The organism is Actinopolymorpha cephalotaxi, assembly GCF_013408535.1.
Taxonomy (GTDB): Bacteria; Actinomycetota; Actinomycetes; order Propionibacteriales; family Actinopolymorphaceae; genus Actinopolymorpha; species Actinopolymorpha cephalotaxi.
Map to the genome: position 1 here is coordinate 3094653 of NZ_JACBZA010000001.1, position 25902 is coordinate 3120554.

Here is a 25902-nt window from a genome sequence, read left to right on the forward strand (position 1 = left end):
CGAACGCGGAAGTTGTCATCGAGTCGGCGATCAGCGGACCGGGCCGGGCTTGCTCCGGCCCTCAGACGTGTCGCTTCGACTTGAACCAGCGGGGCCCGTGGAGGCGCGGCTGGCCGATGTCCGTCGCCCAGGCGAAGAAGCGGCGGGTTCTACCCGTACCGCCGCAGTTGTGGCACGGGCGGCGAGCCCGCTTGTAGATGAAACTCCGGTGCTTGCCGGTGCCCTTGCACTTACGGCAGTCGACGTCCGGATGCAGGTGGCAGGAAACCATGTAGCCCACCGCCAGGACGAACAGCGCGTCGAGGCAGTAGGACACGAACTCAGGATTGGTCTCGTAAAGGCGAGCTAGCGCGTTCATATGTCGTCCCGGACACGAAGTTGCCCCTGGCCCTCCCCGTGCAGGGCCAGGGGCGGGCCCCCGGACGCCGTTGTCCGAGGGCCCGTCCTTCGGGGCTCAGGCCCGGGGGTCGCCCAGCCGCTCACCAGTGAGCTGGTCACGCTGGACACCGGTGCTGCCGAAGAGCGTCTCGTCGGCGGAGCTGGAGCCGTTGCCGGGGGTAGCGGTGAAAGCCTGCATGGCTTAACGTCCTCTCATCAGGGGGTTTCCGGGCGTCGCTTCTGCCAAAGTCGTTCGCCCGGGGGGACTTACTCTTTCTTTCCGACCCCGCCCGTCCCTAATCAGGATTTTGTTAGTGGACGGGGCGAGCGGGGTGTTCGTGGGGGCCGCAGGTGTCTCGGCCGCCTCGGCACCGGAGTCGTGGCGAGGCGTACGCCCGCCCGTGGTGGTGGCGGCCGTGGTGCGGCGTTCGGCCCAGCGCACGTGCGCGCAGGGCCACACTCCGGCGCAGTCGGCACACACCGGCCTGCGCAGGGTGGGTACGGGCAGGCCGCACCAGCGACGCAGCCCGAAGCCCGTTCGCTCGGGCGTGTGCCGGATGACCATGTCCCGGGCCAGCGCATCGACGGCCTCGGGTCCGAGGTCGCGGGCGATGGCGCGTTCGCGGAGCACGTCCCGGACGGTGGGGGCGTTGCTTGGCGTGCCCGTCAGGGTGGTGCGGCCGACCCGGGAACGCAGGGAATGGGCCGGGGACGCCCCCGGGCCGGCCAGTCTGGAAGCCCGCCGCGCCAAGGACTTCGGGGGTCGAGGCATTCGACGCGGCGGGAGCTCGAAGGTGGCCATCACACGACCACCCGGTGTTCGGTGACCCAGGTGAGCACGAAGCGGACCACGCGGTCGTGGTCGTCGGCGGCCGCTGACCACGCGCACCCGGGCACCCAGGTCCAGTGGTCGTCGTCCAGCCAGACGTGCATGTGGAGCAGGCCGTTCGCGGGTTCGACAACTCGTACGCCCCAACGACCCCGGCGCTCGTCCCACAACGGCGCGGCGTCGACTCCAAGGGGCTCGAACCGGTCGGCCAGTTCGGCGGCGATCCGACCCGCGGCCGCGGTACACGGCGCGAGGCGGGCACTGATGGCTCGATGTTGGTCGTGCCAGGTCGTTCCGATCATCATGCCTCCCCACCGGAACTCGGGTTCTCGCCGAATCTGCATCATTCGGCAGGATTGATGATGCTCCACCGCCTATGATCCAAACCTCATTTGGCGACGTTCTGTAAAAAGTGGTGACACTCCGTACAGGACGGGAAGGTACCCGACGGCCCGAAACCAGGGCGCCCGGGTACGCAACGGCGACAGGGGGCACGGGGTGAGAAGCAGTCCGATGGTGCGCCGGCAGCGGCTCGGCCGGGAGCTACGCGAACGACGCGAACGCGCGAAGTTGACCCACGCCAAGCTCGGCAACGAGATCGGCGTCTCGGCGGCGAAGATCAGCCGGCTGGAGAACGGCCAGGGCAGGCCGGACGAGATCGTCATCCGGCAGATCGCCGACGCACTCGACGTCACCGGCGACGACCGTGCCGAGCTCGTGGAACTCGCGCGGACGGCGGCGGTGCACGGCTGGTGGACGTCCCAGCCGATGGACCGGCGGCAGGCCACCTACGCCGACTTCGAGTCCGGCGCCGAGACGATCCGGGAGTACCAGAGCACGATCGTCCCTGGCCTGCTGCAGATCGAGGCCTACACCCAGTCGGTGTGCGAGACCGACGACCTGACGCTGGTGGGGTCGATTCCCACCACGTCCGAAGCGGTCCTGCGCGCGCGGTCGGGCCGGCAGACGATGCTGTGGGACCCCGACGGACCACAAAGTTACGAAGTCATCATTCACGAGATGGTGGCCCGCGGCTATTCCGCGCCACCGGAGATCCTCGCCTCGCAGTTGCACTATCTCGCCTCGGTCGGTTCCCGACGGCGTGTCAATCTACGGGTGCTCCCGGTATCTGCGAAAGTGCAGGGCTACATGGTCCCGAGGGGCCCTTTCAGTCTTTACACATTCGAAGACCGTAAGGACCCCGTTGTGGCGGCCGTGGACACATTGACGGCCGATGTCGTTCTCATGGAAGGGAACGAGGTCGGACAATATGAAACCCTGTGGGAGCGCCTCCAGAAGGCGGCACTGTCAACCGAGGACAGTGCCGATTTTCTCACCGAGGCGGCGGCAGAAATGGAAAGGATCTCATCGTGAGTGAGCAGTTCAGCGGCTGGAAGAAGGCCAGTTACTCCAACAACGGTGGCAACTGCGTGGAGGTCGGCACCTCGGCCGCCCACGTGGGCGTTCGCGACACCAAGGACCGGAATCGCGGCGTGCTCGCCGTGTCCCCGGTGTCCTGGGCCGCGTTCGTCGGCGACGTCAAGGCCGGAAAGTACGACCTTCCCCGCTGAGACATTCGTCGTGACACCTCGGGTGTGACGGCGCCTCGGGTTCCACCCGTAGCGATAGGTGCCGTCACATCTTCGAACTCCCGATGGCCACCGGATGAATTCCGGTGGCCATCGTCGTTCGTGAAGCCGCTCTCACATGAGAGATGGTGAGTTTTCTGTCATCGCGAATTCCGTTATCCGAGCGGCGAAACACGGCCTTAATGATCTTCGGGGACGATTTCTCGAGCGGCCCGCGAATCCGCGTTCCGTGCCCTTGCGCCGATCTTTCCGGTGGGTCTGGCGGTGCTGGCTACGACGACTCTTCGGTGCTGTTTTGCGGCCAGGTATCACTGGGCTAGACGACCCTTCAGCACCTTGTTGGTGGTGCACTGGGCTACGACGACCCTTCAGTGCAGCCGTGCAGCCTGGTGGCGGCGCCGCGAGTTGCGCGGCCGCGTTCCCGCGACGCGGACGGTTCTGGCCGGGCGTCGCGCTGGACCGGCCCGGATCGTGCGAGCAAGGATGATCATCATGAACACAGCCGGCCGGGTGGAAGGAAAGGTCGCTCTCGTGACCGGGGGCGGCGGCGGGATCGGCGCGGCGACCGCGCGGCTGTTCGCCGAACAGGGCGCCTCGGTCGCGCTGGTCGACGTCGACGACGAGGCGGTGAAGCAGGCGGCCGAGGGAATCGACCCGGACGGTCGCCGGGCGCTTGCCGTGGCGGCCCGGCTGGACGAGGAGGCGGAGGCGCGGCGCGCGGTCGAGGAGACCGTCCGCGCGTTCGGCGGCCTCGACATCCTCGCCAACGTCGCCGGGGTGCGGGTATGGGGCCCGGTGACCGAGGCCGACCCTGCCTCGTGGGACTACATCGTCCGCGGCAACCTGCTGCAGGCGGCGTACTGCGCGAAGTTCGCGGTGCCCGAGATGGTCCGCCGCGGCGGCGGCAGCATCGTCAACGTCTCCTCCGCGAATGCGCTGGCGGGCCGCCCGGGGATGGCACAGTACGACGCGACGAAGGCAGGCCTGCTGGCCATGACCCGCGCGATGGCGTACGACCACGCGGCGGACGGCATCCGGGTCAACGCCGTCTGCCCGGGCCCGACACTGACGGACTTCCACGTACGACGGCGAGCGGAAGCCACCGGGGAAACCCCGGAGCAGGCCCGCGAGCAGCTGCGACGCCAGACTCCCACGCTGCTGCGGCGCCAGGCCGACCCACGCGAAATCGGGCAGGTGATCCTCTTTCTCGGCAGCGACGAGGCGTCCTACGTCACCGGCGCGACGTACGTCGTCGACGGTGGCCTGTCGGCGTAGGGCGCGCCCTCTCCAGGGTCTGTCCTGCGCACGCCTGGCGTCTGCCCTGCGCATGCCTGCCTGGCTGCTGTCCTGCGCATGCCTGGCCGCTGTCCTGCGCATGCCTGGCCGCTGTCCTGCGCCACGCCTAGCGTCGGTCCTGCTCACTGTCGCCGGCCGCGTCCCGTACGAGTTGGTGGCCGATCAGCCCGGCGGCACGGCGCAGCGTGGCGAGGTCCCGTTCGGACAGGCCCGACAACAGGTCGGCGACGGCACGCACCCGCGCGGCCCGGCCGCGTTCCAGCAACCGCTGCCCCGCCGGCGTGGCCGCGACGAGCACCACCCGGCGATCAGCCGCGTCCGGCGTTCGGTCGACCAGTCCGAGGCCTTCCAGCGCGCTGACCGACTTGGTGATCGCGGGTGCCGACACCTGCTCGATCCGCGCCAGTGCACCGACCGACCGGGGTCCGGTGAACACCAGCACGGACAGCAGCGACGCCCGCGGGCCGTCGAGGTCCATCTCGGTGTCGGCGGTACGAGCGACCCGGAGCAGCCGCAACGCCGCGGAGTGCAGGAAGTTGGCGGTGGAGTGCAGGTCGTCGTCGGGAACACCGGCGGGCGGCTCCGGCAGGCCGCCTTGCCCTCGTTGCTTAACCATGGTTATCCTTTCACCCAGGTTAAGTATAGGAGAGGCCATGTCAGTCGGACCACTTTCCCAGGTGCACATCAGCGTCGGTGACGTCGACCGGTCGGTGGAGTTCTACCGCGACGTACTCCAGATCCCGTTCCTGTTCCGGGTCCCCGGGCAGCCGATGGCGTTCTTCCAGTCGGGTGACGTGCGCCTCTATCTCGGCGTACCGGAGACACCGGACTTCGCCGGCCGGGTGACGCTCTACTTCGGTGTCGACGACCTCGACGCCGAACACGCCCGGCTGCGTGAGCGCGGCGTGGAGTTCCTCGACGGACCGCACCTGGTGCACCGGGACGAGGTGACGGAGTTGTGGATGGCGTTCTTCCGCGACCCCGACGGCAACAACCTCGCGCTCACCAGCGAACGCCCGCCGAATCAGGCTGTCTGACCCGCGGACGGCTGCCCCTGGAAAGCACACGCCCTTCCGAGGAGGGGCATATCGGGTCAGGAGGAGGTGCGCTCCTCGGAGTTCTCCTCGGCCTCGTCCCAGGAGTGGTGGTCCACCCGGGTGACCAGGATGGTCGGGATCCGGTTACGGCGGCCGACCGGGCCCTCGGCCAGCAGCTGCAGGCCCTCCACGGCTACCCTCGCCCCCGGGATCGGCACCTTGTCCAGGTGCTTGGCCATCAGGCCGCCGACGCTGTCCACGTCCTCGTCGTCCAGCTCCAGGTCGAACAGCTCGCCGAGCTCGTGGATCGGCAACCTCGAGCTGACCCGCACCGCCCCGCTGCCGAGGCGTTCGACCGACTGCGGCGCCACGTCGTACTCGTCGGTGATCTCGCCGACGATCTCCTCCAGGATGTCCTCGATCGTGACCAGGCCGGCGGTGCCGCCGTACTCGTCCAGGACGATCGCGAGGTGCGTGCGCTGTTGCTGCATCTCCCGCAGCAGGCCGTCGACCGGCTTGGAGTCGGGCACGAACGCCGGCGGGCGCATCACCTGCTCGACGCGTTCGGTGGTCTCGGCCTGGCGGTTGTCGTACACCCGCTGGGTGACGTCCTTGAGGTAGGCCACGCCCACCACGTCGTCGAGGTTCTCCCCGATCACGGGGATCCGGGAGAAGCCGCTGCGCAGGGCGAGCGACATCAGCTGACGCAGGGTCTTGTTGCGTTCGAGGACCACGATGTCGGTACGGGGAACCATCACCTCGCGCACGATGGTGTCGCCCAGCTCGAACACCGAGTGGATCATCTCGCGCTCGCCGGACTCGATCACCCGGCTCGCCTCGGCGATGTCGACCAGCTCGCGCAGCTCGGCCTCGGTGGCGAACGGGCCCTCGCGAAAGCCCTTGCCGGGGGTGAGGGCGTTACCGAGCAGGATCAGCAGCTTCGGCAGCGGGCCGAGTACCCGGGTCAGCGCGAGCACCGACGGCGCGGTCACCAGCGCCACCCGGTCGGGGTGCTGGCGGCCGATCGTGCGCGGCGCCACGCCGACGACGACGTACGACACCAGGATCATCACCCCGGCGGTGACCAGGATCGCCGCCCAGGTCGCGTGGAAGACGCCGAACAGCACGTCGGCGACCAGCACGGTGGCTGTCAGCTCGCAGACCAGCCGCAGGAAGAGGGCGGTGTTGAGGTACGGCGCGCGGTCCTCGACCAGCATGCGTACCCGGTCCGCACCACGCCGGCCGGCCGCGACCAGACCGTCGGCACGCGACTTGGAGAACGCCGACAGGGCAGCCTCGGCGGAGGCGAGGAACCCGGCGACGAGGACCAGGAACGCAGCCAGGACGACCAGCCAGACGTCACCGGTCATCCGTCGTCGCCCGCCCCACGATGCGGTTGCCACTCCGCCAGCAGGCGGGCTTGCAGGCCGAACATCTCCTGATGCTCCTCAGGCTCGCCGTGGTCGTATCCCAGCAGGTGCAGGATCCCGTGCGTGGCGAGCAGCTGCAACTCGTCCTCGGTGGAGTGACCGGCATCCTTCGCCTGGCGTTCGGCGACCTGCGGGCACAGCACCACGTCGCCCAGCAGCCCGCTCGGCGGCTCCTCGCCCTCCCGGCCGGGCCGCAGCTCGTCCATCGGGAACGCGAGGACGTCGGTCGGGCCGGGCTCGTCCATCCACCGCACGTGGTGCTCGGCCATCGTCTCCTCGTCGACGAGGACGACCGACAGCTCGGCCTGTGGGTGCAGCCGCATCCGGTCCAGGACGAAGCGGGCGAGCCGGGACAGCTCGCGTTCGTCGACCTCGGCGCCGGACTCGTTGGCGATGTCAATGCTCATGGGCGCTTCACAGATGCTTTCGCGATGGTGGCGGAATCTCGGTGGCGGCTCGACGGTACGCGGGCGCCGGACCGGTCGGCGAGCCGGTCAGGGACGCCGCGGCGCGGGCTGGCGCCGGCCGACCTCGACCGGACGGCCGGCGGCGTCCGTGGAGCGCTTGGCCTCGTAGGCGTCGTAGGCGGCGACGATCCGGCCCACCAGCTTGTGGCGTACGACGTCCTGGCTGCCCAGCGTGCTGAAGTGCACGTCGTCGAGCCCGTCGAGGATGTCGTGCACGACCTTCAGCCCCGACGACGTGCCGCCCGGCAGGTCGATCTGGGTGACGTCGCCGGTCACCACCATCTTGGAGCCGAAGCCCAGCCGGGTGAGGAACATCTTCATCTGCTCCGGCGAGGTGTTCTGAGCCTCGTCCAGGACGATGAACGCGTCGTTGAGGGTGCGGCCGCGCATGTAGGCGAGCGGCGCGACCTCGATCGTCCCGGCGGTCAGCAACCTCGGGATGGAGTCGGGGTCGATCATGTCGTGCAGCGCGTCGTACAGCGGCCGGAGGTAGGGGTCGATCTTCTCCGACAGCGTGCCGGGCAGGAAGCCCAGCCGCTCGCCGGCCTCGACCGCCGGCCGGGTGAGGATGATCCGGTTGACCTGCTTGGCCTGCAGCGCCTGGACCGCCTTCGCCATCGCGAGGTAGGTCTTGCCGGTGCCGGCCGGGCCGACGGAGAAGATCACCGTGTGCTTGTCGATCGCGTCGACGTAGCGCTTCTGCCCGACCGTCTTGGGCCGGATCGTGCGGCCGCGGTTGGACAGGATGTTGAGGGTGAGGACGTCGGTGGGGCGTTCGGCGTCGCGGGTACGCAGCATCGCCACGCTGCGCTCCACCGCGTCGGAGGTCAGGCCGTGCCCGGAACGGACGATGGCGACCAGCTCGTCGAAGAGCTGCTCGACGAGGATGCGCTCCTCCGGCGGGGCGGTCACGGTGATCTCGTTGCCGCGCACGTGGATCTGGGCGTCGAACTCCTTCTCCGCCACCTGGAGGAACTCGTCGCCCGGCCCGAGCAGGCTCACCATCGAGATGCTGGAGGGTACGACGATCTTGGTCTGTGTGGGGCTGGTCTGCGCCATGGGCGGCCTGTTCGGCCCCTCCTTCGGTATCCCGACGCTCGAAACGTCGTTCATCGTAGCTCCGCCCGGCCGGAACCGGGACTGGTATTTCCGCTGTGGGCGAGATGCCCGGTCCGCCCTGGCGTGAAGATCACCCCGGGACGGGTCGACGCCGGCGGCACCGGCCGGGGGCCGGCGGCACCGGCGAGGGGCCGCGGCTAGCCGAGCGCGTCGGACATCTGCCGGCCGGCCAGCACGTGCAGGTGGCAGTGGAACACGCCCTGGCCACCCTCGGCGCCGATGTTGGTGACCACGCGGTAGCCGGACTCGCGTACGCCCAGCTCGTCGGCCACCGCGGCGCACTCGCGCAACAGCTCACCGGCCAGCTCCGGATCGGCGGCGACCACCGCGTCGAGGTCGGCCCGGTGCTCCTTGGGGATCACCAGCACGTGCACCGGCGCCTGCGGGGTCACGTCGGGGAAGGCCAGCGTGCGCTCGGTCTCGCGGACCACCTCCGCCGGAATCTCCCCCGCCACGATGCGGCAGAACACGCAGTCGGCGTCGCTCGTCACGCCGGGCTCCCCTCCGTCGGTTCGGATCGTTCGGTTCGGATCGTTCGGTTCGGGTCTTCGGTTCAGCCGTTGAACGCGTCCCGGATGCGGGAGAAGACCCCGCCCCTGCGCTCGGAGGTGAACTGCCCGCTGGCCTTCTCCTCGCCGCGCAGCCTGGCCAACTCGGTGAGCAGCTCCCGCTGGGTGTGGTCGAGCCGGGACGGGGTTTCCACCACCACGTGCACCACCAGGTCACCGCGCCGGGAACCACCGGACAGGTGGGGTACGCCGCGGCCGGGGATCACCAGCTCGTGGCCGGACTGGGTGCCCGCCTTGGCCTCCACCTCGACCGAGTCCTCGTCCAGGGTGTCCAGGGAGATCGTGGTGCCGAGCGCGGCGGCGGTCATCGGCAGCTTGACGGTGCAGTGCAGGTCGTTGCCGTGCCGGCTCCACACCTCGTGCGGCTCGACCTGGATCTCGACGTACAGGTCGCCGGCGGGTCCGCCACCGGGCCCCACCTCGCCCTGGCCGGACAGCTGGATGCGGGTGCCGTCGTCGACGCCGGCCGGGATCTTGACCGCGAGCGTACGGCGGGACAGCACCCGTCCCTCCCCCGCGCACTCCGGGCAGGGGTTGGGGATGATCGTTCCGAACCCCTGGCAGCGGGGGCACGGCCGGGTGGTCATCACCTGGCCCAGGAACGAACGCTGGACGGAGTTGACCTCGCCGCGGCCCTCACACACCGTGCAGGTGCTCGGCGACGTGCCGGGAGCGGCGCCGCCGCCCTGGCAGCTCTGGCACACCACGGCGGTGTCGACCTGGATCTCCTTGACCGCGCCGAACACCGCCTCGGCGAGGTCGACCGGGAGGCGCAGCAGCGCGTCCTGGCCACGCCGGGTGCGCGGACGAGGCCCGCGGGTGCCGGACGAGCCGAAGAACGCGTCCATGATGTCGGTGAACGAGAAGCCCGGACCGAACCCCGCGCCCTGGCCGGCGCCGGACGCCATCGGGTCGCCGCCCAGGTCGTACACCTCGCGCTTCTTCGGGTCCGACAGGACCTCGTATGCGCGGGTGACCTCCTTGAACCGCTCCTGCGTCTCCGGGTCGGGGTTGACGTCTGGGTGCAGCGTGCGCGCCAGCCGACGGTAGGCCTTCTTGATCTCCTCCGCGGAGGCGTCGCGACGGACGCCGAGGAGCTCGTAGTAGTCCTGGCTCATGCTCTGGGATGCCTTCGGCACTGACTCATTCCCTCGGATCATTCCCCTGCGAGGATCTGGCTGACATAGCGGGCTACGGCGCGAACCGCTCCCATGGTGCCCGGGTAGTCCATTCGGGTCGGCCCGACCACCCCGAGATTGGCGACGGCCTCGTCCCCAGGACCATAGCCGGTGGTGACCACTGAAGCCGTGGAGAGTTCGACGACGGGGTTCTCGTGACCGATCCGGACGGTGAAGCCGGACGGGCCGGTGGCCTCACCGAGCAGGCGGAGCAGGACGACCTGCTCCTCCAGTGCCTCCAGGACCGGCCGGATGGAGGTGTGGAACTCCGCGCCGAACGGGATGAGGTTGGCCGTACCACTCACCGCGATCCGGCCCTCGGTGCGCTCGGCGACGGTCTCCATGAACGTCGACACGATGGCGGTGACCTGCGGGCGTTCGGACACCTCGAACGCGTCCGGCAGGTCGGCGACCGCCGACGCCGCGTCGGTGAGCGACCGTCCGATGACCGCGGCGTTGAGCCGGGCCCGGACGTCGCGCAGGAACTCGTCGGCCACCGTGCCGCCGGCGTCGACCACCCGCTGCTCGACCCGGCCGGTGCTGGTGATCAGGACGATCAGCAGCCGGGTGGACGACAACGTGACGAGTTCCACATGCCGCACCGTGGAGCGGGTGAGCGTGGGGTACTGCACGACGGCGACCTGCCGGGTGATCTGGGCGAGCAGGCGCACCGTGCGGTGCACCACGTCGTCCAGGTCGATCGCACCCTCCAGGAACGCCGAGATGGCGCGGCGTTCGGCGCTCGACATCGGCTTGATCGTGGTCAGCCGGTCGACGAACAGGCGGTAGCCCTTGTCGGTGGGGATCCGGCCGGCGCTGGTGTGCGGCTGGGCGATGTAGCCCTCCTCCTCCAGCGCGGCCATGTCGTTGCGCACGGTCGCCGGGGACACCCCCAGGTTGTGCCGGTCGACCAGCGCCTTCGAGCCGACGGGCTCCTCGGTGTGGACGTAGTCCTCGACGATCGCGCGGAGGACGGCCAGCTTCCGGTCGTCGAGCATTGGCTTCGGCCTCCCTCGTCCTGGTGCGTTCACGTCTACGTGCGGTGGTGCGGTTGGTTCGGACGGTACCGGCTCGCGCGAGCCGCCGGGCGTGGCAGTGGGCCCGCCACCTCGACGAGCCCACGCGCGAGTGCGCCGTCCGAACGGATCATGGACCGGCACCAGACTGGCACTCGCCGAACCTGAGTGCCAGTCTACGGCGACACGGCCACCTTGTGCCGACCGCGCCGATGGGATGCTGTGGGCGTGAATGTCCCCGAAGCCGACCCGACCGGCAGCTGGACCGAGGTGGGGTCCGGCTGTTTCGCCCGTCGCTACCCGTCGTTCGACGTCACCGTGGGCGTGGTCGTCGGCGCCGGCGGACTGCTCGTCGTGGACACCCGGGGCGGTCCACGCGAAGCGGACGAACTCCGCGCCGACCTCGCCACGCTGTCCGACCTGCCGGTCCGGTGGGTCGTCGACACCCACTGGCACTTCGACCACACGTTCGGTAACGGCAGGTTCGCCGACGCCACGATCTACGGCCACGAGACGGTGCCCGGGGTGCTGGCCGAGCGGGGTGAGGAGGTACGCGCCGACCTCGCCCGGCGCTCCACCGAGTGGGCACAGGACATGGCCGAGCTCGTGCTGACCCCGCCCGACCGCACCTTCGCCTCGGTGGCCGTCGTCGACCTCGGTGACCGGGTGGTCGAACTCGTCCACCCCGGCCGCGGCCACACCGACGGCGACGTGGCCGTCCGGGTGCCGGACGCCGACGTCGTGTTCGCCGGCGACCTGGTGGAGGAGTCCGGGCCGCCGGCGTACGGCGACGACTCGTTCCCGCTGGAGTGGCCGCCGACGCTGGAGATCTTCACCGGCCTGCTCACACCGTCGTCGGTAGTCGTGCCCGGGCACGGCGCCGTGGTGGACCAGGCGTTCGTGACCGCGCAGTTCGGCGACGTCACCGCGGTCGCGGAGACGATCCGCCGGCTGTTCCAGGAGGGTGTGCCGGAGGGCGAGGCACTGGCCGTGGCGGAGTGGCCCTACGCCACTGAGCGGCTGGCCGAGGCGGTCCGCCGGGGTTACCGGCACCTGCGCGAGTCCGGCGCCCCGACGGCCGGGCCCGCGGGACCGGAAGCGGGACCGGGCCGGCGTTCCCTCCCCCTGCTGGGCCAGTAGCCGAAACGACCGCCGGCGTACGACGTACGACGCCGGGCGGTGCTGCGACCGGTCGGTGCCGGCGCCGGGCACACGGCGTGGCGGACGGCACGCGGCGTGGCGGCGGGCGGCGTGGCGGTCCCCGCTCGCGGGCCGGTCCGCCGCTACGCTCACCGATCATGGCCGGACCTGGTGATCGCTATACGCAGGACGTCCTGACCACCGACTGGCGGGCGCCGAAGCTCGGCCGGACGGTCGAGGTGGACGTCGAGCCCGACATGGTGCTCGAGGACGCCACCACCGGCTTCTGCGGCGCGGTGGTCGCGATCCAGCGCGACCTCGTGGTGCTGGAGGACCGGCGCGGGGTGCGGCGCAGCTATCCGTACGGTCCGGGGTTCTGGCTGGAGGGGAAGCCGGTCGCGATCCGGCGCCCGAAGGCAGCGCCCGCGGCCGGGCCCACCCGCACCGCGTCAGGTTCGATCGCGGTCCGCAACTCACGGGCCAGGGTCGCCCGGGCCAGCCGGATCTACGTCGAGGGCCGCCACGACGCGGAGCTGATCGAGAAGGTGTGGGGCGACGACCTGCGGATCGAGGGCGTCGCCGTGGAGTACCTCGAGGGTGTGGACGACCTCGCCGCGGTCGTGGCGGAGTTCCGGCCCGAACCCCGGCGCCGACTCGGCGTCCTGGTCGACCACCTGGTCCCCGGCAGCAAGGAGAGCCGGATCGCCGAGGAGGTCGCGCGCGGGCCCTACGGCGCTCACGTCCTGGTGGTCGGACACCCGTTCGTGGACATCTGGGCGGCCGTACGACCCGAACGGGTGGGTCTGGACCGCTGGCCCGACATCCCCCGGCAGACGGAGTGGAAGCACGGCATCTGCGCCGCCCTGGGCTGGCCGCACGACGAGCAGGCCGACATCGCCCGGGCGTGGAAGCAGATCCTGGGCACCGTCCGCGACTTCCGAGACCTCGAACCCGCGCTGCTCGGCCGGGTCGAGCACCTCATCGACTTCGTCACCGTCGACGCCGACTGATTCTTTCCCGGCTGTCACCCGACCCGGTGTCTTTCGTTCGGCCGGACGGTTCGGCGCATTCGCCCGATGCGTCGGGTGCCGGCTTCGGCCCGGGCGTGACAGGCTGGACGGGAGGGCGCGGCGGGCCGGTCCCGTGGCGCACGCCGTGAGATCTCGCCTGACGCCCACCGGCGGTCCCCGGCGGCCCGGTGAGGGCCACCCGGGTATCGGGTAAGGAGGCCGACATGAGCCAGCAGCACGAGGAACCCCGGCCGGGCAACGGAACGCCGCCACCCTCACCGGAGCCTGGCCGCTCGCCGTATCCCCCGCCGGAGAGCGGTACGACACGGCCGCCGACGCCGGAGCCGGGTGCGACCTCCTCGCCGTCACCGGAGCAGCCGACGGCGGGATCAGGTGTCATGACGGTGGAGGACGAGCGGAACTGGGCGTTCGGCGCGCATCTGGGCAGTTTCGTCGCCGCCTACGTCGCCCTCGGCTTCCTCTGCCCGCTGATCGTGTTGCTGGCCAAGGGAAAGGACTCGGCATACGTCAGATACCACGCGGTCGAGTCGCTGAACTTCCAGCTCACCACGCTGCTGGCGGCCGCGATCGCGGGCCTGCTGGTCTTCGTGGTGATCGGGCTGGTGCTGCTGCCGTTCATCGGGATCGCCTACGTCGTGCTGGTGATTCTCGCCAGCGTCGCCGCCCGGCGGGGTGAGTGGTACCGCTACCCGGTGAACATCCGCTTCGTCAAGTGACGCCTGACAGCTGTCAAGGAAGGCCTGACAGCGCAAGCAGGTGACGATTTCGGAATGTCAACCAGCGCTTGACAGTAGGTCGCTGCCCCAGCCGAGCAGGTCCCTGACCACCGCGTCGGCGAGCAGCCGGCCGCGCAGGGTGAGGACGACCCGGCCGGCGGCCAGCGCCTCGGGGACCACCATCCCGTCCGCCGCCGCCCGCCTCGCCGCCGCACGCCCGGTGTCGTCCAGAACGCTCACGGCCAGGCCGCCCGCGAGGCGTACCTCCAACATGACGCGTTCGACCGTGCGGGTCTGCGCGTCCAGCACCTCCCGCGCGTGCGCGGGGCTCACGCCCCGGGCCAGGCGTTCGGCGTAGGCGGCGGGGTGCTTGACGTTCCACCACCGGACGCCGCCGACGTGGCTGTGGGCACCGGGACCGATCCCCCACCAGTCGCCGCCGGTCCAGTACAGCAGGTTGTGCCGGCACCGCGCTGTCTCGTCACGCGCCCAGTTGGAGACCTCGTACCACGAGAAGCCCGCCGCGTGCAGCGTCTCCTCCGCCCGCAGGTAGCGGTCGGCGAGCACGTCGTCGTCCGGGGCGGCGAGCACACCGCGCCGGATCTGGGCGGCCAGTCGGGTGCCGTCCTCGACGATCAGCGAGTACGCCGACACGTGGTCGGGTCCGGCGGCGACCGCCGCGTCCAGGCTGGCCTGCCAGTCGTCGTCGGACTCCCCCGGCGTGCCGTAGATCAGGTCCAGGTTGACGTGGTCGAACCCGGCCGCCCGCGCCTCCGCGACGCACGCCTGCGGCCGGCCCGGGGTGTGCCGCCGGTCGAGGGTGGCGAGCACGTGCGGACGGGCGCTCTGCATGCCGAAGGAGATCCGGTTGAAGCCCTGTGCGCGCAACTCGTCGAGGTAGCGCCGGTCGACCGACTCGGGGTTCGCCTCCGTCGTCACCTCGGCACCCGGGGCGAGACCGAACTCCGCCTCCACCGCGCGCAGCACGGCGCCGAGGTCGGCGGGCGGGAGCAGCGTGGGCGTACCACCGCCGACGAACACCGTCGAGACCGGCGCGGCGGGCGCTCCGGTGGGCGCCGACAGCACCCGGCCGGCCAGCCGGACCTCGCTGATCGCCGCCTGCGCGTACGTCGCCCGGGACGCGCCCGGGGCCGGACCGAGTTCCTCCGCGGTGTAGGTGTTGAAGTCGCAGTAGCCGCAGCGGGTCACGCAGAACGGCACGTGGACGTAGACCCCGAAGGGCCGGTCGGCAGTATCAGCAGCGTCGCCCAGACCCGCCAGCGCGGACGGCGGCAGCGCGCCGTCGCTCGGCACGGGTTCACCGTCGGGCAGGGTCGAGGGCACGGTCGCAGGCAATCAGTCGTCGAGAGGCCGGCAGTCAGGCAGGAGTTCGGCCAGGAGTTCAGGCAGGAGTTCGGTCACGAGTAGAACCCGTCCAGGACGTCCGCGTAGCGCGTCTCCACCACGCGGCGCTTGAGTTTCAGGCTCGGGGTCATCTCGCCGTCGTCCACGGTGAGGTCGTGGTCGAGGACCGCGAACTTCTTGATCGTCTCCCAGCGGTTGAGCCGGCCGTTGAGCTGGTCGACGTACCCCTGCAGCATCGCCCGTGCCTGGTCGGAGGTCGCGATCTCCTCGTAGCTTCGCCCCTCCAGGCCGTTCTCGCGCGCCCAGCCGACGATGGAGTCCTCGTCCAGGGTCACCAGCGCCGAGCAGAACGTCCGGCCCTCGCCGTGCACCACGACCTGACTGGCGTACGGGCACAGCGCCTTGAACATCGTCTCGATCGCCTGCGGGGCGACGTACTTGCCGTTGGACGTCTTGAACAGGTCCTTCTTGCGGTCGGTGATCCGCAGCATGCCCTGGTCGTCGAGCTGGCCGATGTCGCCGGTGTGGAACCAGCCGTCGGGGTCGAGCACCTCGTCGGACAGCTCGGGCATCCCCTGGTAGCCCCGCATCACGCCGGGCCCCTTGATCAGCACCTCGCCGTCGTGCGCGATCCGCACCTGCGTGCCGGGCAGCGCCGGGCCGACGCTGCCGAAGCGGAACCGTCCGGGCAGGTTGACGCAGGATCCGGCGCTGGTCTCGGTCAGGCCGTACCCCTCGATGATCAGGATCCCGGCGGCGTGGAACCACTCCGACAGCTGTTGGCTGAGCGCGGCCGCACCGGAGACGAAGAACCGCAGCCGCCCACCGAACCGGTCCCGGATCTTGGCGAACACCAGCCGGTCGGCGACCTTGTACTGCAGGGCGAGCACACCGGAGGGCTCGGTGCCCTGCTGGCGCAGCTCCGAGACCCGGCGGCCGACGCCGATCGCCCAGTGGAACAGCGCCGCCTTCGGTCCGCCCTCGTGTTCGATCGTGGAGTTGATCCGGCCGTACGCCTTCTCGAAGATCCGCGGCGCGGCGCCCATGAAGGTCGGCCGGACGACGGCGACGTTCTCGATGATCTTGTCGACCCGCCCGTCGATCGCGGTGGCGAAGCCGATCTGCACCTGCGCCGACAGCAGCACCTTGCCGAAGGAGTGCGCCAGCGGCAGCCAGAGGTACTGCAGGTCGTCCGGGTGCAGGATCCGCACCGCGTCGATGGCAGCGCCCTCGTAGGTCCAGCAGTCGTGGCTGAGGCGGACGCCCTTCGGCCGGCCGGTGGTGCCCGAGGTGTAGATGAGCGTGGCGAGGCTGTCCGGCCCGATCGTGGCGACGGCCTTCTCGATGGCGTCGGGGTGCTGGGCGAGGTACGCGGCGCCGCGTTCCTCCAGCTCGGCGAGGGTCAGCAGGTCGTCGGCGCCACCTTCGCGTCCGCCCCCGTCGCCCCCGGCGGTGCCGTCGGCGAACGTCACCAGCCAGGCGATGTCGGGCAGCTCCGCCCGGTGCTCGCGGATCTTCTTCAGCTGCTCGTCGTCCTCGACGAAGACCACCCGGCTGCCGGAGTCACCGAGGATGTAGCTCGCCTCGTCCGGCGTGGTGGTGGGGTAGACCGTCGTGGTGGCCGCACCCGCGCACATGATCGCGAAGTCGGCCAGCACCCACTCGTAGCGCGTACTGGAGGCGATCGCCACCCGCTGCTCGGGCTCGATGCCGAGGGAGATCAGGCCGGCCGCCAGCCGGCGTACGCGCTCACCGGTCTGGCCCCAGGTGCACGACTCCCAGCCGCCGTCGACGGGGCGCCGGAACGCCTCCGCGTCCGGCGTCGACTCGAACCGTCGCAGGATCAGCTCGGCCACGGTGGACGCGCGGTTGTCGACCTTGGACTGGTCGACGTCGCCTGGGTTGCTCCCCCAGAGCAGGTCACTGGACATCGCGGGCCTCCACCTCGGTGAGGAGCAGCGTAGGGACGGGCCGGGCCGGTGGCACACCTGGCGAGTACGGAGTGGTCGCCTGGCCCGCCGTACCGGCCTGCCTCCACCGTAGTGACTGAGCTGCCGCCGGCGTAGCCCACGTGGACGAACCGGGCAGTTCGCCGTGCGCGTGCCGGAGCGGCGTTCGGTGCCGCACCGCGGCCTACTTCTTGCCGCCGGACTCGGACTTCTTCCCCGAGTCGGTGGACAACGCCGCGATGAAGGCCTCCTGCGGCACCTCGACCCGGCCGACCATCTTCATCCGCTTCTTGCCTTCCTTCTGCTTCTCCAGCAGCTTCCGCTTGCGGGTGATGTCGCCGCCGTAGCACTTGGCGAGAACGTCCTTGCGGATGGCGCGGACGCTCTCCCGGGCGATGATCCGGGAGCCGATCGCTGCCTGGATCGGCACCTCGAACTGCTGGCGCGGGATGAGGTCCTTCAGCTTCTGCGCCATCGCCACACCGTAGGTGTAGGCCTTGTCCTTGTGCACGATCGCGCTGAACGCGTCGACCGGATCGCCGTGCAGCAGGATGTCGACCTTCACCAGGTCGGCCGCCTGCTCGCCGGTGGGCTCGTAGTCGAGTGAGGCGTAGCCGCGGGTACGGCTCTTCAGCGCGTCGAAGAAGTCGAACACGATCTCGGCCAGCGGCAGGGTGTAGCGCATCTCCACGCGGTCCTCGGACAGGTAGTCCATGCCCTGCAGCTGCCCGCGCCGCGTCTGGCACAGCTCCATCACCGCGCCGATGAAGTCGGCCGGGGTGAGGACGGTGGCGCGTACGACCGGCTCGTGAATCTCGGCGATCTTGCCCCGCGGGAACTCGCTCGGGTTGGTCACCACGACCTCCGAGGCGTCCTCCATCACGACGCGGTAGACGACGTTCGGCGCGGTGGAGATCAGGTCGAGGTTGAACTCGCGTTCGAGGCGCTCGCGGACGATCTCCATGTGCAGCAGGCCGAGGAAGCCGCAGCGGAAACCGAACCCGAGCGCGCCCGAGGTCTCCGGCTCGTACAGCAGCGCGGCGTCGTTCAGTTGCAGCTTGTCCAGCGCCTCGCGCAGGTCGGGGTAGTCGTCGCCGTCCAGGGGATACAGCCCGGCGTAGACCATCGGGTTGGGGTGGCGGTAGCCGCCGAGCGCCTTCTCGGCACGGTTGCCGGCCTGGGTCACCGTGTCACCGACACGGGACTGCCGGACCTCCTTCACGCCGGTGATGATGTAGCCGACCTCGCCGACGCCGAGTGACGCCGACGGCTTGGGGTCGGGCGAGATGACCCCGACCTCGAGGGTGTCGTGGGACGCCTTCGTCGACATCATCAGCACCCGCTCGCGGTGGCCGATCTTGCCGTCGACGACCCGGATGTAGGTCACCACGCCGCGGTAGGTGTCGTACACCGAGTCGAAGATCAGCGCCCGGGCAGGCGCGTCCGGGTCGCCCTCGGGCGGCGGCACCTGCGCGACGATCGCGTCGAGCAGGTCCTCCACGCCCTCACCGGTCTTCGCCGACACCCTGAGCACGTCGCTCTCCTCGCACCCGATGATCCGGGCCAGCTCGGCGGCGTACTTCTCCGGCTGGGCCGACGGCAGGTCGATCTTGTTCAGCACCGGGATGATGTGCAGGTCGGCGTCCAGCGCGAGGTAGAGGTTGGCGAGCGTCTGCGCCTCGATCCCCTGCGCCGCGTCGACCAGCAGCACCGCGCCCTCACAGGCCGCCAGCGAGCGCGAGACCTCGTAGGTGAAGTCGACGTGCCCGGGCGTGTCGATGAGATTGAGGACGTACGACGAACCCGCCTCGCCGTCCGCGCCCGGACCGGCTTGGTACGGCAACCGGACCGCCTGGCTCTTGATCGTGATGCCGCGCTCTCGCTCGATGTCCATCCGGTCGAGGTACTGCGCGCGCATCGACCGCGCATCGACCACTCCGGTGAGCTGGAGCATGCGGTCGGCGAGCGTCGACTTGCCGTGGTCGATGTGGGCGATGATGCAGAAGTTCCGGATCATCGCCGGATCGGTCTGGCCGGGTTGGGGCGCGGACGCTGGTACGGGCACGGACGATCCATTCCGGTCGGTGGGGGAACGACGTTCATCATCCCACGGACCACGATCCGGTCAGGGCTGCGTGGGTGAGCGCCCTCGGTCAGACCGGGGTGGGGGGGCGACGTACCGGCCATCTGCCGCACTTGGTAGTCATATGTGTACACAACGTGTACGCCCCGGTGGTCGGCCGGTCGACCGGGTGTCCAGGCCAGGAGTTCGCGCACACATGCTGACTCGCACCGCATTCCGCTTCTCTCCGCACGGTTCCTACGCCGCCTGCCTCGCCTCCGACGGCGGTGCCGGGTGGCACGTCGAACACTGGCCGCTGGACCCGGCCCGGCCGCCGAGTCCGGTTCCGGGGCTGGCCCCCACCGGCCCGCACTCGCGGATGCTGCCGCTCGACGACGGCGGTGTCCTGTTGCATCACGCCACCCCGGACCGGCACCGGATCATCCTCGGCCGGCCGGACCGGCCCGCCCGGCTCCTTGGCACGCTCGCCGCGCTCGGCCTGCAACTGCTGCCCCACCCGGCCCACGACGCCCTCGCCCTGGCCATCACCACCCGCTCCGACCCGTCCGCGACCCTGTGGCTGCTGCGGCGCCGCGACGGCGAGCCGCGGCCGCTGCTCACGGTGTCCGGGCTGTTGATCGGCGGGACCTGGCTCGACCCGGCCGGGCGGCGGCTGGCGGTCAACCGGGCGTACCAGGGTGGCCTCACCTGTGTCGCGGTCGACCTGCACGACGGTTCGGTGGAGGAGATCTGGCCCGACCATCCCTCCGTGCGCCTGCTGTTCGCCGTACCCCACGCGGGGTTGTTCGTCGTCGCCGACGACAACGGCCGGATCGGCTGGGCATGCACGCCCGGAGGCCGGCTGCAGTGGCCCGCCGACCTCAACCGCCCGCACAACCCGTGGCCGCTGGCCGCGGACGTGACCGGCGAGCAGGTCGCGGTCCGGCTGGACCAGGGCGGGCGCTCCCGGCTGCTGGTCTACGAACGCCACACCGACCGGGCGGTGGTGCTGCCGTTGCCGGCCGGCCATCTCGGCGACGCGGCCGCGTGGACGCCGACCGGGCTGCGGTTCGCGTTCACCGGTCCGGATCGGCGGACGGGGGTCGCGGAGATCGCGCCGTCGGCCGCGCAGGCCGCGGGGACGTTCCGCCTGCTCGCGGATCCCGACGCACCGCAGGCGTTCGGAGCGTTCGGAGCGTTCGGAGCGTCCGGGGTGTCCGGGGTGTCCGGGGTGTCCGGGGCGCCTGACGTAGCCGGCGTACCCGCCCAGGCCGGCTGAGCCGGGGTACGGCCCCCACGACCGCGTACCTCCGCGGCGGCTGTCAGGATCGGCGGGTGACCGCCTCGCAAGCCGGCTCGGTGCCTCACGGCGCGACCGCCGTCCGCCCCCAGTGGGCCGACCTGCCCGAACCCCTCCGCGACCGGATCGCCGAGCGGCTCGGCGGTGAGGTCGTGGCGACCGCCAGTCAGGGCTCCGGCTTCACACCGGGCTTCGCGTCCCGGCTGGTCTTCGGCGGCGACTCCGCCACCGGGGACGCCGATGAAACCCGTGGCACCGGGCACGCCTTCGTGAAGGCGGTCTCCGCCGACCGCTCCCCCGCGATCGCCGACTCCTACCGGGCCGAGGCGCGGATCGCGTCCCGCATCCCGCCGGCGGCGCCGGTGCCGGCGCTGCGCTGGACGCTGGAGGAGTTCGACTGGGTGGTGCTCTGCTTCGACGACGTTCCCGGACGGCCACCGGCGCGGCCGTGGAAGCCGGGCGAGCTCACCGACGTCCTCACCGCACTCACCGGCCTCGCACAGGTGCTCACTCCCGTACCGGACGGCCTGGTGGTGCCGCAGGCCCGCGACTGGCTGGCCCAGGACTTCGGCTACTGGGGACGGCTCGCGCGGGCGTCGGGCGCCGGCGGTTCACTCGTCGACCCCCAGGTCGCCGAACTCGCCGCGCTCGAGGGCGCGGCACCGGACGCCCTCGACGGCGACAGCGTGGTCCACTGCGACCTCCGCGACGACAACGTGATCCTGGGCGACGACGGCCGGGTGTGGTTCTGCGACTGGAACTGGCCGAGCCGCGGCCCCGCCTGGCTGGACCTCGTCACCGTGCTGATCTCGGCGTGCGGTGACGGGTACGACGCGACCGCGCTGCTGTCCGCGCACCCGCTCGGCGAGGGCGTGGACAGCGAGGCCGTGGACGCCGTACTCGCCGGCCTGGCCGGCTACTTCACCGACTCCTCGCTGCAGCCGGCGGTCAGCGGTTCGCCGTACCTCCGTGCTCACCAGGGGTGGTACGCCCAGGCCACGCTGTCCTGGCTCGCGCTGCGCCGCGGCTGGGTCGGCTGAGGATCCCCGGCGCCCCTGACTCCTCCCCGGGTGGGTCCCTGGCGGCGGCCTCCGGTACTTCCGTAGGGGAACGAACGGAAATGTTCGTCCGCGAGTCGGATTACCCACGGCCCCCGGAGCACTAGTTTTCGTCCCGTGCCCGTCATCTCGATCCACGACCTCACCAAGAGGTTTCCGAGCGTCACCGCGCTCGACCAGCTGACGGTCGACATCGGCCCCGGTGTGACCGGGTTCGTCGGCGCCAACGGCGCGGGCAAGTCGACTCTCATCAAGATCCTGCTCGGTCTGCAGCCGGCCACCTCGGGCGAGGCGACGGTCCTCGACCTCGACGTCGCCACGCAGGGCCCGGCGATCCGCGACCGGGTGGGCTACATGCCCGAGCACGACTGCCTGCCACCCGACATGTCGGCGACCGAGTTCGTCGTCCACATGGCCCGGATGTCGGGGCTGCCGGCCGCGAGCGCGCGCGAACGCACCGCCGACACGCTGCGGCACGTCGGCCTGTACGAGGAGCGCTACCGGCCCATCGGCGGCTACTCCACCGGTATGCGGCAGCGGGTCAAGCTCGCCCAGGCGCTGGTCCACGACCCTCGGCTGGTGTTCCTCGACGAGCCGACCAACGGGCTGGACCCCTCCGGCCGGGACGAGATGCTCGGGCTCGTCCGCCGGATCGGCACCGACTTCCAGATCTCGGTCCTGGTGACGTCGCACCTGCTCGGCGAATTGGAGCGGATCAGCGACCAGGTGGTGATCATCGACGGCGGGCGGCTGCTGCGCGCCTCGTCGACGGCCGAGTTCACCCGCGCCACCCAGGTGCTGGCCGTGGAGGTCGCGGCGTTCGACTCCGGTCCCGACTGGACCGCGGCGCGCGACCGGCTCGGTCACGCGCTGGCCGGCCACGGGCTGCGGGTGGTTCCGGACGGGCGGCTGCTGATGATCGACATCGCCCGCGAGGAGACGTTCGACGTCGTACGCGACACCGCCGCCGAACTCGACCTCGGCCTGGTCCGGATGGAGCAGCGCCGGCACCGCATCGAGGAGATCTTCCGGGACGGCGCGCCGGGTCATCAGGCCGGTGCCGATGCGGGTGCCGGTGGTCCTGCCGGTGGTCCGGTCAGTGGCCCTGACCAGGGAGGAGCGCACCGTGTCCGTACCCCCTGAGAGCACGTCGCCCCCGCAGGGCACGTCGCCCCCACAGGGCATGTCGTACGCCGCTCCGGCCGGAGTGATCCACGACATCGGTTACCGCCGCTACGACGGTCCCCGGCTCGGCCGCGGCTACATCCTGCGCTCCCTGTTCGTCGCGAGCCTGCGCTCGACGTACGGCCTGGGCCGCACCGCGAGGTCGAAAATCCTGCCGTTCATGCTCGGCGCGGTCATGTTGCTGCCGGCCGCGATCCTCGTCGCCGTCACGGTCGCCATCAAGCCGCCGGAGCCGCCCGTCGCCTACACGAGGTACTTCGTCTACACCCAGGCGGTCATCGCCATCTTCGCCGCCGCCCAGGCGCCGCAGCTGTTCTCCCGCGACCTGCGCTTCCGCACGATCACGCTGTACTTCTCCCGGCCGCTCGTCCGGATCGACTACGTGGTCGCGAAGTACGCCGCGCTGGTCGCCTCGCTGTTCATCCTGATGGCCCTGCCGCTGCTGGTGATGTACGCCGGCGCGCTGCTCGGGAAGTACCCCGTCGGCGCGCAGACGAAGGGCCTGCTGGCCGGGCTGGCCGGGGTCGCCGTCCTCGCCCTCGTCCTGGCCGGGATCTCGGGTGTGATCTCGGCGCTCACCACCCGGCGCGGGTTCGGGGTGGCGGCGATCATCACCGTGCTGACGGTCGCCTACGGAGGATCGAGCTTCATGTCGGCGATCCTCGGCGACCAGGGCCACCGAACCGCCGCTGGGTACGCGGGGCTGTTCTCCCCCGTCACGCTGGTGGACGGCGTACAGGTGATCGCGCTCGGTGCCACCAGCGCCAGCCCGGTGCCACCGCCGGCAGGTGGGCTGGGCGCGCTGGCGTACGTACTCGTGACCCTGCTCGTCATCGGCGGGTCGTTCGGCCTGCTGATGCTTCGCTATCGGAAGGTGGCGGCCTCGTGAGCGTCATCCGGCTCGACCACGTCTCCCGTTGGTACGGCAACGTCGTCGCGGTCAACGACGTCGACATGACCATCGGCCCCGGCGTCACCGGACTGCTCGGGCCCAACGGCGCGGGCAAGTCGACCCTGATCCACATGATGGGTGGCTTCCTCGCACCGTCCGCGGGCACCGTCACGCTGGACGGGGACAAGGTATGGCGCCACCAGGCCGCCTACCGCCACATCGGGCTCGTGCCCGAACGCGAAGCCCTCTACGACAGCCTCACCGGCTGGGAGTTCGTCCTCGCGAACGCGAGGCTGCACCGGCTCGCCGACCCCGAGACCGCCGCAAGGGAGGCGATCGAGACGGTCGAGATGGGCCCGGCCGCCGATCGTGCGGTCGGCGGCTACTCGAAGGGGATGAAGCAGCGGATCAAGATGGCGACCGCGCTGGTACACCGGCCGTCGGTGCTGCTGCTGGACGAGCCGTTCAACGGCATGGACCCCCGCCAGCGGCTGCACCTGATGGATCTGCTGCGGTCGATGGGGCAGGCCGGCCGCACGGTGCTGTTCAGCTCGCACATCCTGGAGGAGGTCGAGCAGGTCGCCTCCCACATCGAGGTCGTCGTGGCCGGGCGGCACGCCGCGTCCGGTGACTTCCGGGAGATCCGGCGGCTGATGATCGACCGGCCGCACCAGTACGTCATCCGCTCCAGTGACGACCGCCGGCTCGCGTCAGCCCTGATCGCGGACGGGTCGTCCGCCGGCGTCGAACTCGACGCCCGGGAGCGATGCCTGCGGGTGCAGGCGGTCGACTTCGCCCGGTTCACCTGGCTCGTGCCGCAGGTGGCCCGCGCCGCGGATGTCCGGCTCTACGAGATCTCGCCGTCCGACGAGTCTCTCGAGAGCGTCTTCTCCTACCTCATCACCGCGTGAGGCCTGTCCCCGTGAGAGACCCCGTGAGAGACCCGGTGAGAGACGCCGTGAATGACCCGATGAGAGATCCGACGAGTGACCGGATGAGTGACCGATGAACGCCACGATCGCCAGGCTCACCGCCAGCACCCTGCTGGGGAAACGACGTGTACTCCTGCTGTTCGTCCTGCCGGCGGTACTCGTCCTCCTCGCGCTGATCCTTCGGCTCGTGACCGGCCCCAGCCTGCAGGTCGGCACCACCCTGCTGCAGACCCTCGCGCTCGGGACGATCGTGCCGTTGCTCGGCCTGATCGCGGGCACGGGCGTGATCGGGCCGGAGATCGACGACGGCTCGATCATCTACGTGCTCGCGAAACCACTGCCGCGCCCGACGATCGTGGTGACGAAGCTCGCCGTCGCGGTGGGGTGTCTGGTGGCCTTCGCGGCCGTACCCACGCTGGTCGCCGGGGTGATCATGTCCGGGTTCGACGACGGGATGGCGGTCGGGTTCGCCGTCGCGACGGTGGTCGCCGGGCTGGCCTACAGCGCGGTCTTCCTGATGCTGGCCGTGATCACCAGGCACGCCGTGGTCTTCGGCCTCGTCTACGCGCTGATCTGGGAGAGCCTGGTCGGCGGGTTCGTACCCGGAGCACAGGTGCTCAGCATCCAGCAGTGGGCCCTGGCGGTCGCCGACGAGCTGATCGCCAGGGACGACATCAAGGCGGCGGTCGGGCTCGGCACCGGGACGATCCTGCTGCTGGTCACGATCCTGGCGGCGACCTGGTTCGCCGGGGAGCGGCTACGCTCACTGACTCTCACCGAGACAGAATGAGCATCGAGTGAGCCGGGCGAGTCGGCCGAGTGGCCGAGCCGGGCGAATCCGCCGAGCCGCACCGGGGTGAGGTTCGGGCTGATCCGCCCACAGTTGGGGCCCGGTTCGCTCGGCTGGTAGGCTCATTCATCGCGCGCGGGCGGATCCCGCCGCGTGTCCATTCCCGTACGACCTGCGATCGAGGCTTCAGCTCAGTGGCGAACATCAAGTCCCAGATCAAGCGGATCAAGCAGAACGAGACCCGTCGGCTCCGCAACAAGTCGACGCGCACCTCGCTGCGGACGGCCATTCGCAACTTCAGCGAGGCTGCCGAGTCCGGCGACAAGGCCAAGGCCCAGGATCTGGCCCGTGCGGCCAGCCGCCTGCTGGACCGGGCCGCCTCCAAGGGCGTTCTGCACAAGAACCAGGCCGCCAACAAGAAGTCGGCGATCTCCAAGCGGTCCGCCGCCCTCTAGCTCCACTTCGGAAGCTGCTCGCTTCCGGACGTGCCCGAAGAGCTGCTCGGCCCCGGTGGCCGGGCAGCTTTTTGTGCTGCCCTCGTCCGATTTGTCCAAGCCGCTCCGCCGGGTCGTCG

27 protein-coding genes are annotated in these 25902 nt (G+C 70.6%); 14 read left to right on the forward strand and 13 right to left on the reverse strand.

All coding sequences use genetic code 11. The annotated features are described in order from the left end of the window. Positions 1-61: 61 nt before the first annotated feature. The 3 genes from FHR37_RS13715 to FHR37_RS13720 form a co-directional block, all read right to left on the reverse strand. Positions 62-316, reverse strand: a complete 255-nt coding sequence (locus tag FHR37_RS13715) for a hypothetical protein (RefSeq protein WP_092883378.1) — start codon at positions 314-316, stop codon at positions 62-64. Positions 317-454: 138 nt separating this feature from the next. Beyond that, the gene (locus FHR37_RS32460; protein ID WP_269086079.1) at positions 455-577 is read right to left on the reverse strand and encodes a hypothetical protein; all 123 of its coding nucleotides are present in this window, start codon (positions 575-577) and stop codon (positions 455-457) included. A gap of 602 nt (positions 578-1179) precedes the next feature. Beyond that, positions 1180-1512 (reverse strand): hypothetical protein, encoded by a 333-nt coding sequence (locus FHR37_RS13720; protein ID WP_139238935.1) that lies wholly within the window; start codon positions 1510-1512, stop codon positions 1180-1182. Positions 1513-1705: 193 nt separating this feature from the next. On the opposite strand from FHR37_RS13720, the gene FHR37_RS13725 reads away from it, so the two are divergent. The 3 genes from FHR37_RS13725 to FHR37_RS13735 all read left to right on the forward strand — a co-directional run bounded on the left by FHR37_RS13725 (position 1706) and on the right by FHR37_RS13735 (position 4071). Then, a complete protein-coding gene (locus FHR37_RS13725) occupies positions 1706-2581 on the forward strand; it encodes a helix-turn-helix domain-containing protein (RefSeq protein WP_139238936.1) in 876 nt (291 codons plus the stop codon). Further along, entirely contained in the window at positions 2578-2778 is a 201-nt protein-coding gene (locus FHR37_RS31560; RefSeq protein ID WP_092883381.1) for a DUF397 domain-containing protein, read from the forward strand. The genes FHR37_RS13725 and FHR37_RS31560 overlap by 4 nt, the downstream gene beginning before the upstream one ends. A gap of 510 nt (positions 2779-3288) precedes the next feature. Next, positions 3289-4071 (forward strand): SDR family NAD(P)-dependent oxidoreductase, encoded by a 783-nt coding sequence (locus tag FHR37_RS13735; protein ID WP_092883520.1) that lies wholly within the window; start codon positions 3289-3291, stop codon positions 4069-4071. A 127-nt stretch (positions 4072-4198) separates the two neighbouring features. On the opposite strand, the gene FHR37_RS13740 is transcribed toward FHR37_RS13735, so the two are convergent. Then, on the reverse strand, positions 4199-4708 hold the full coding sequence (locus FHR37_RS13740; RefSeq protein ID WP_175542502.1) for a MarR family winged helix-turn-helix transcriptional regulator: 510 nt from the start codon (positions 4706-4708) through the stop codon (positions 4199-4201). A 37-nt stretch (positions 4709-4745) separates the two neighbouring features. Here FHR37_RS13740 and FHR37_RS13745 point away from each other — a divergent pair, with 37 nt between their 5' ends. After that, positions 4746-5129 carry a VOC family protein gene (locus tag FHR37_RS13745; protein WP_092883383.1) on the forward strand — a complete coding sequence of 128 codons (384 nt, stop codon included), beginning with the start codon at positions 4746-4748 and terminating at the stop codon, positions 5127-5129. Positions 5130-5185: 56 nt separating this feature from the next. Here FHR37_RS13745 and FHR37_RS13750 read toward each other — a convergent pair whose 3' ends face one another. The 6 genes from FHR37_RS13750 to hrcA form a co-directional block, all read right to left on the reverse strand. Continuing rightward, the gene (locus tag FHR37_RS13750) at positions 5186-6499 is read right to left on the reverse strand and encodes a hemolysin family protein (protein ID WP_092883384.1); all 1314 of its coding nucleotides are present in this window, start codon (positions 6497-6499) and stop codon (positions 5186-5188) included. Continuing rightward, positions 6496-6966, reverse strand: a complete 471-nt coding sequence (gene ybeY, locus FHR37_RS13755) for an rRNA maturation RNase YbeY (RefSeq protein WP_092883385.1) — start codon at positions 6964-6966, stop codon at positions 6496-6498. The genes FHR37_RS13750 and ybeY overlap by 4 nt, the downstream gene beginning before the upstream one ends. An 87-nt stretch (positions 6967-7053) precedes the next feature. Further along, positions 7054-8085: a PhoH family protein gene (locus tag FHR37_RS13760; RefSeq protein ID WP_092883386.1), complete on the reverse strand. Its 1032-nt coding sequence runs from the start codon at positions 8083-8085 to the stop codon at positions 7054-7056. 197 nt (positions 8086-8282) lie between these two features. Continuing rightward, entirely contained in the window at positions 8283-8636 is a 354-nt protein-coding gene (locus tag FHR37_RS13765; protein ID WP_092883387.1) for a histidine triad nucleotide-binding protein, read from the reverse strand. Between the two features lie 62 nt (positions 8637-8698). Continuing rightward, positions 8699-9832, reverse strand: a complete 1134-nt coding sequence (dnaJ, locus tag FHR37_RS13770) for a molecular chaperone DnaJ (protein WP_092883388.1) — start codon at positions 9830-9832, stop codon at positions 8699-8701. A 38-nt stretch (positions 9833-9870) separates the two neighbouring features. Further along, positions 9871-10890, reverse strand: coding sequence for a heat-inducible transcriptional repressor HrcA (gene hrcA / locus FHR37_RS13775; protein ID WP_092883389.1), 1020 nt, complete (start codon positions 10888-10890; stop codon positions 9871-9873). A gap of 246 nt (positions 10891-11136) precedes the next feature. Here hrcA and FHR37_RS13780 point away from each other — a divergent pair, with 246 nt between their 5' ends. The 3 genes from FHR37_RS13780 (at position 11137) to FHR37_RS13790 (ending at position 13795) form a co-directional block, all read left to right on the forward strand. After that, positions 11137-12048 carry an MBL fold metallo-hydrolase gene (locus tag FHR37_RS13780; RefSeq protein WP_175542503.1) on the forward strand — a complete coding sequence of 304 codons (912 nt, stop codon included), beginning with the start codon at positions 11137-11139 and terminating at the stop codon, positions 12046-12048. A gap of 158 nt (positions 12049-12206) precedes the next feature. Continuing rightward, entirely contained in the window at positions 12207-13058 is an 852-nt protein-coding gene (locus FHR37_RS13785) for a DUF3097 domain-containing protein (protein WP_092883391.1), read from the forward strand. Positions 13059-13282: 224 nt separating this feature from the next. Then, positions 13283-13795 carry a DUF4870 domain-containing protein gene (locus tag FHR37_RS13790; RefSeq protein WP_237768769.1) on the forward strand — a complete coding sequence of 171 codons (513 nt, stop codon included), beginning with the start codon at positions 13283-13285 and terminating at the stop codon, positions 13793-13795. A gap of 57 nt (positions 13796-13852) precedes the next feature. Here FHR37_RS13790 and hemW read toward each other — a convergent pair whose 3' ends face one another. From hemW to lepA, 3 genes are all read right to left on the reverse strand, one after another. Beyond that, positions 13853-15139: a radical SAM family heme chaperone HemW gene (gene hemW, locus FHR37_RS13795; protein ID WP_092883393.1), complete on the reverse strand. Its 1287-nt coding sequence runs from the start codon at positions 15137-15139 to the stop codon at positions 13853-13855. Positions 15140-15213: 74 nt separating this feature from the next. Then, entirely contained in the window at positions 15214-17091 is a 1878-nt protein-coding gene (locus tag FHR37_RS13800; protein ID WP_092883394.1) for an AMP-dependent synthetase/ligase, read from the reverse strand. 202 nt (positions 17092-17293) lie between these two features. After that, complete coding sequence (gene lepA / locus FHR37_RS13805) at positions 17294-19126, reverse strand: translation elongation factor 4 (protein ID WP_092883395.1); 1833 nt, start codon at positions 19124-19126, stop codon at positions 17294-17296. A gap of 262 nt (positions 19127-19388) precedes the next feature. Between lepA and FHR37_RS13810 the strand changes: the two genes are divergently transcribed. The 7 genes from FHR37_RS13810 (at position 19389) to rpsT (ending at position 25783) form a co-directional block, all read left to right on the forward strand. Continuing rightward, positions 19389-20450, forward strand: coding sequence for a hypothetical protein (locus FHR37_RS13810; RefSeq protein ID WP_092883396.1), 1062 nt, complete (start codon positions 19389-19391; stop codon positions 20448-20450). A gap of 56 nt (positions 20451-20506) precedes the next feature. Beyond that, positions 20507-21511 (forward strand): phosphotransferase, encoded by a 1005-nt coding sequence (locus tag FHR37_RS13815; protein ID WP_175542504.1) that lies wholly within the window; start codon positions 20507-20509, stop codon positions 21509-21511. A 135-nt stretch (positions 21512-21646) separates the two neighbouring features. Beyond that, entirely contained in the window at positions 21647-22672 is a 1026-nt protein-coding gene (locus FHR37_RS13820) for an ABC transporter ATP-binding protein (protein WP_092883398.1), read from the forward strand. Further along, positions 22656-23603, forward strand: coding sequence for an ABC transporter permease (locus FHR37_RS13825; protein ID WP_237768770.1), 948 nt, complete (start codon positions 22656-22658; stop codon positions 23601-23603). Before FHR37_RS13820 ends, FHR37_RS13825 begins: the two co-directional genes overlap by 17 nt. Beyond that, entirely contained in the window at positions 23600-24517 is a 918-nt protein-coding gene (locus tag FHR37_RS13830) for an ABC transporter ATP-binding protein (protein WP_092883400.1), read from the forward strand. The genes FHR37_RS13825 and FHR37_RS13830 overlap by 4 nt, the downstream gene beginning before the upstream one ends. A 94-nt stretch (positions 24518-24611) precedes the next feature. After that, on the forward strand, positions 24612-25328 hold the full coding sequence (locus FHR37_RS13835; RefSeq protein WP_092883401.1) for an ABC transporter permease: 717 nt from the start codon (positions 24612-24614) through the stop codon (positions 25326-25328). Positions 25329-25522: 194 nt separating this feature from the next. Further along, complete coding sequence (rpsT, locus tag FHR37_RS13840) at positions 25523-25783, forward strand: 30S ribosomal protein S20 (protein ID WP_092883402.1); 261 nt, start codon at positions 25523-25525, stop codon at positions 25781-25783. Positions 25784-25902 lie beyond the last annotated feature (119 nt).

Coding starts and splice junctions, on each gene's coding strand:
- FHR37_RS32460 (WP_269086079.1), bottom strand. CDS start 577: ATGCAGGCTTTCACCGCTACCCCCGGCAACGGCTCCAGCTCCGCCGAC.
- FHR37_RS13720 (WP_139238935.1), bottom strand. CDS start 1,512: ATGATGATCGGAACGACCTGGCACGACCAACATCGAGCCATCAGTGCC.
- FHR37_RS13735 (WP_092883520.1), top strand. CDS start 3,289: ATGAACACAGCCGGCCGGGTGGAAGGAAAGGTCGCTCTCGTGACCGGG.
- FHR37_RS13740 (WP_175542502.1), bottom strand. CDS start 4,708: ATGGTTAAGCAACGAGGGCAAGGCGGCCTGCCGGAGCCGCCCGCCGGT.
- FHR37_RS13745 (WP_092883383.1), top strand. CDS start 4,746: ATGTCAGTCGGACCACTTTCCCAGGTGCACATCAGCGTCGGTGACGTC.
- FHR37_RS13750 (WP_092883384.1), bottom strand. CDS start 6,499: ATGACCGGTGACGTCTGGCTGGTCGTCCTGGCTGCGTTCCTGGTCCTC.
- ybeY (WP_092883385.1), bottom strand. CDS start 6,966: ATGAGCATTGACATCGCCAACGAGTCCGGCGCCGAGGTCGACGAACGC.
- FHR37_RS13760 (WP_092883386.1), bottom strand. CDS start 8,085: ATGGCGCAGACCAGCCCCACACAGACCAAGATCGTCGTACCCTCCAGC.
- dnaJ (WP_092883388.1), bottom strand. CDS start 9,832: ATGAGCCAGGACTACTACGAGCTCCTCGGCGTCCGTCGCGACGCCTCC.
- hrcA (WP_092883389.1), bottom strand. CDS start 10,890: ATGCTCGACGACCGGAAGCTGGCCGTCCTCCGCGCGATCGTCGAGGAC.
- FHR37_RS13785 (WP_092883391.1), top strand. CDS start 12,207: ATGGCCGGACCTGGTGATCGCTATACGCAGGACGTCCTGACCACCGAC.
- FHR37_RS13790 (WP_237768769.1), top strand. CDS start 13,283: ATGAGCCAGCAGCACGAGGAACCCCGGCCGGGCAACGGAACGCCGCCA.
- FHR37_RS13800 (WP_092883394.1), bottom strand. CDS start 17,091: ATGTCCAGTGACCTGCTCTGGGGGAGCAACCCAGGCGACGTCGACCAG.
- lepA (WP_092883395.1), bottom strand. CDS start 19,126: ATGATCCGGAACTTCTGCATCATCGCCCACATCGACCACGGCAAGTCG.
- FHR37_RS13810 (WP_092883396.1), top strand. CDS start 19,389: ATGCTGACTCGCACCGCATTCCGCTTCTCTCCGCACGGTTCCTACGCC.
- FHR37_RS13835 (WP_092883401.1), top strand. CDS start 24,612: ATGAACGCCACGATCGCCAGGCTCACCGCCAGCACCCTGCTGGGGAAA.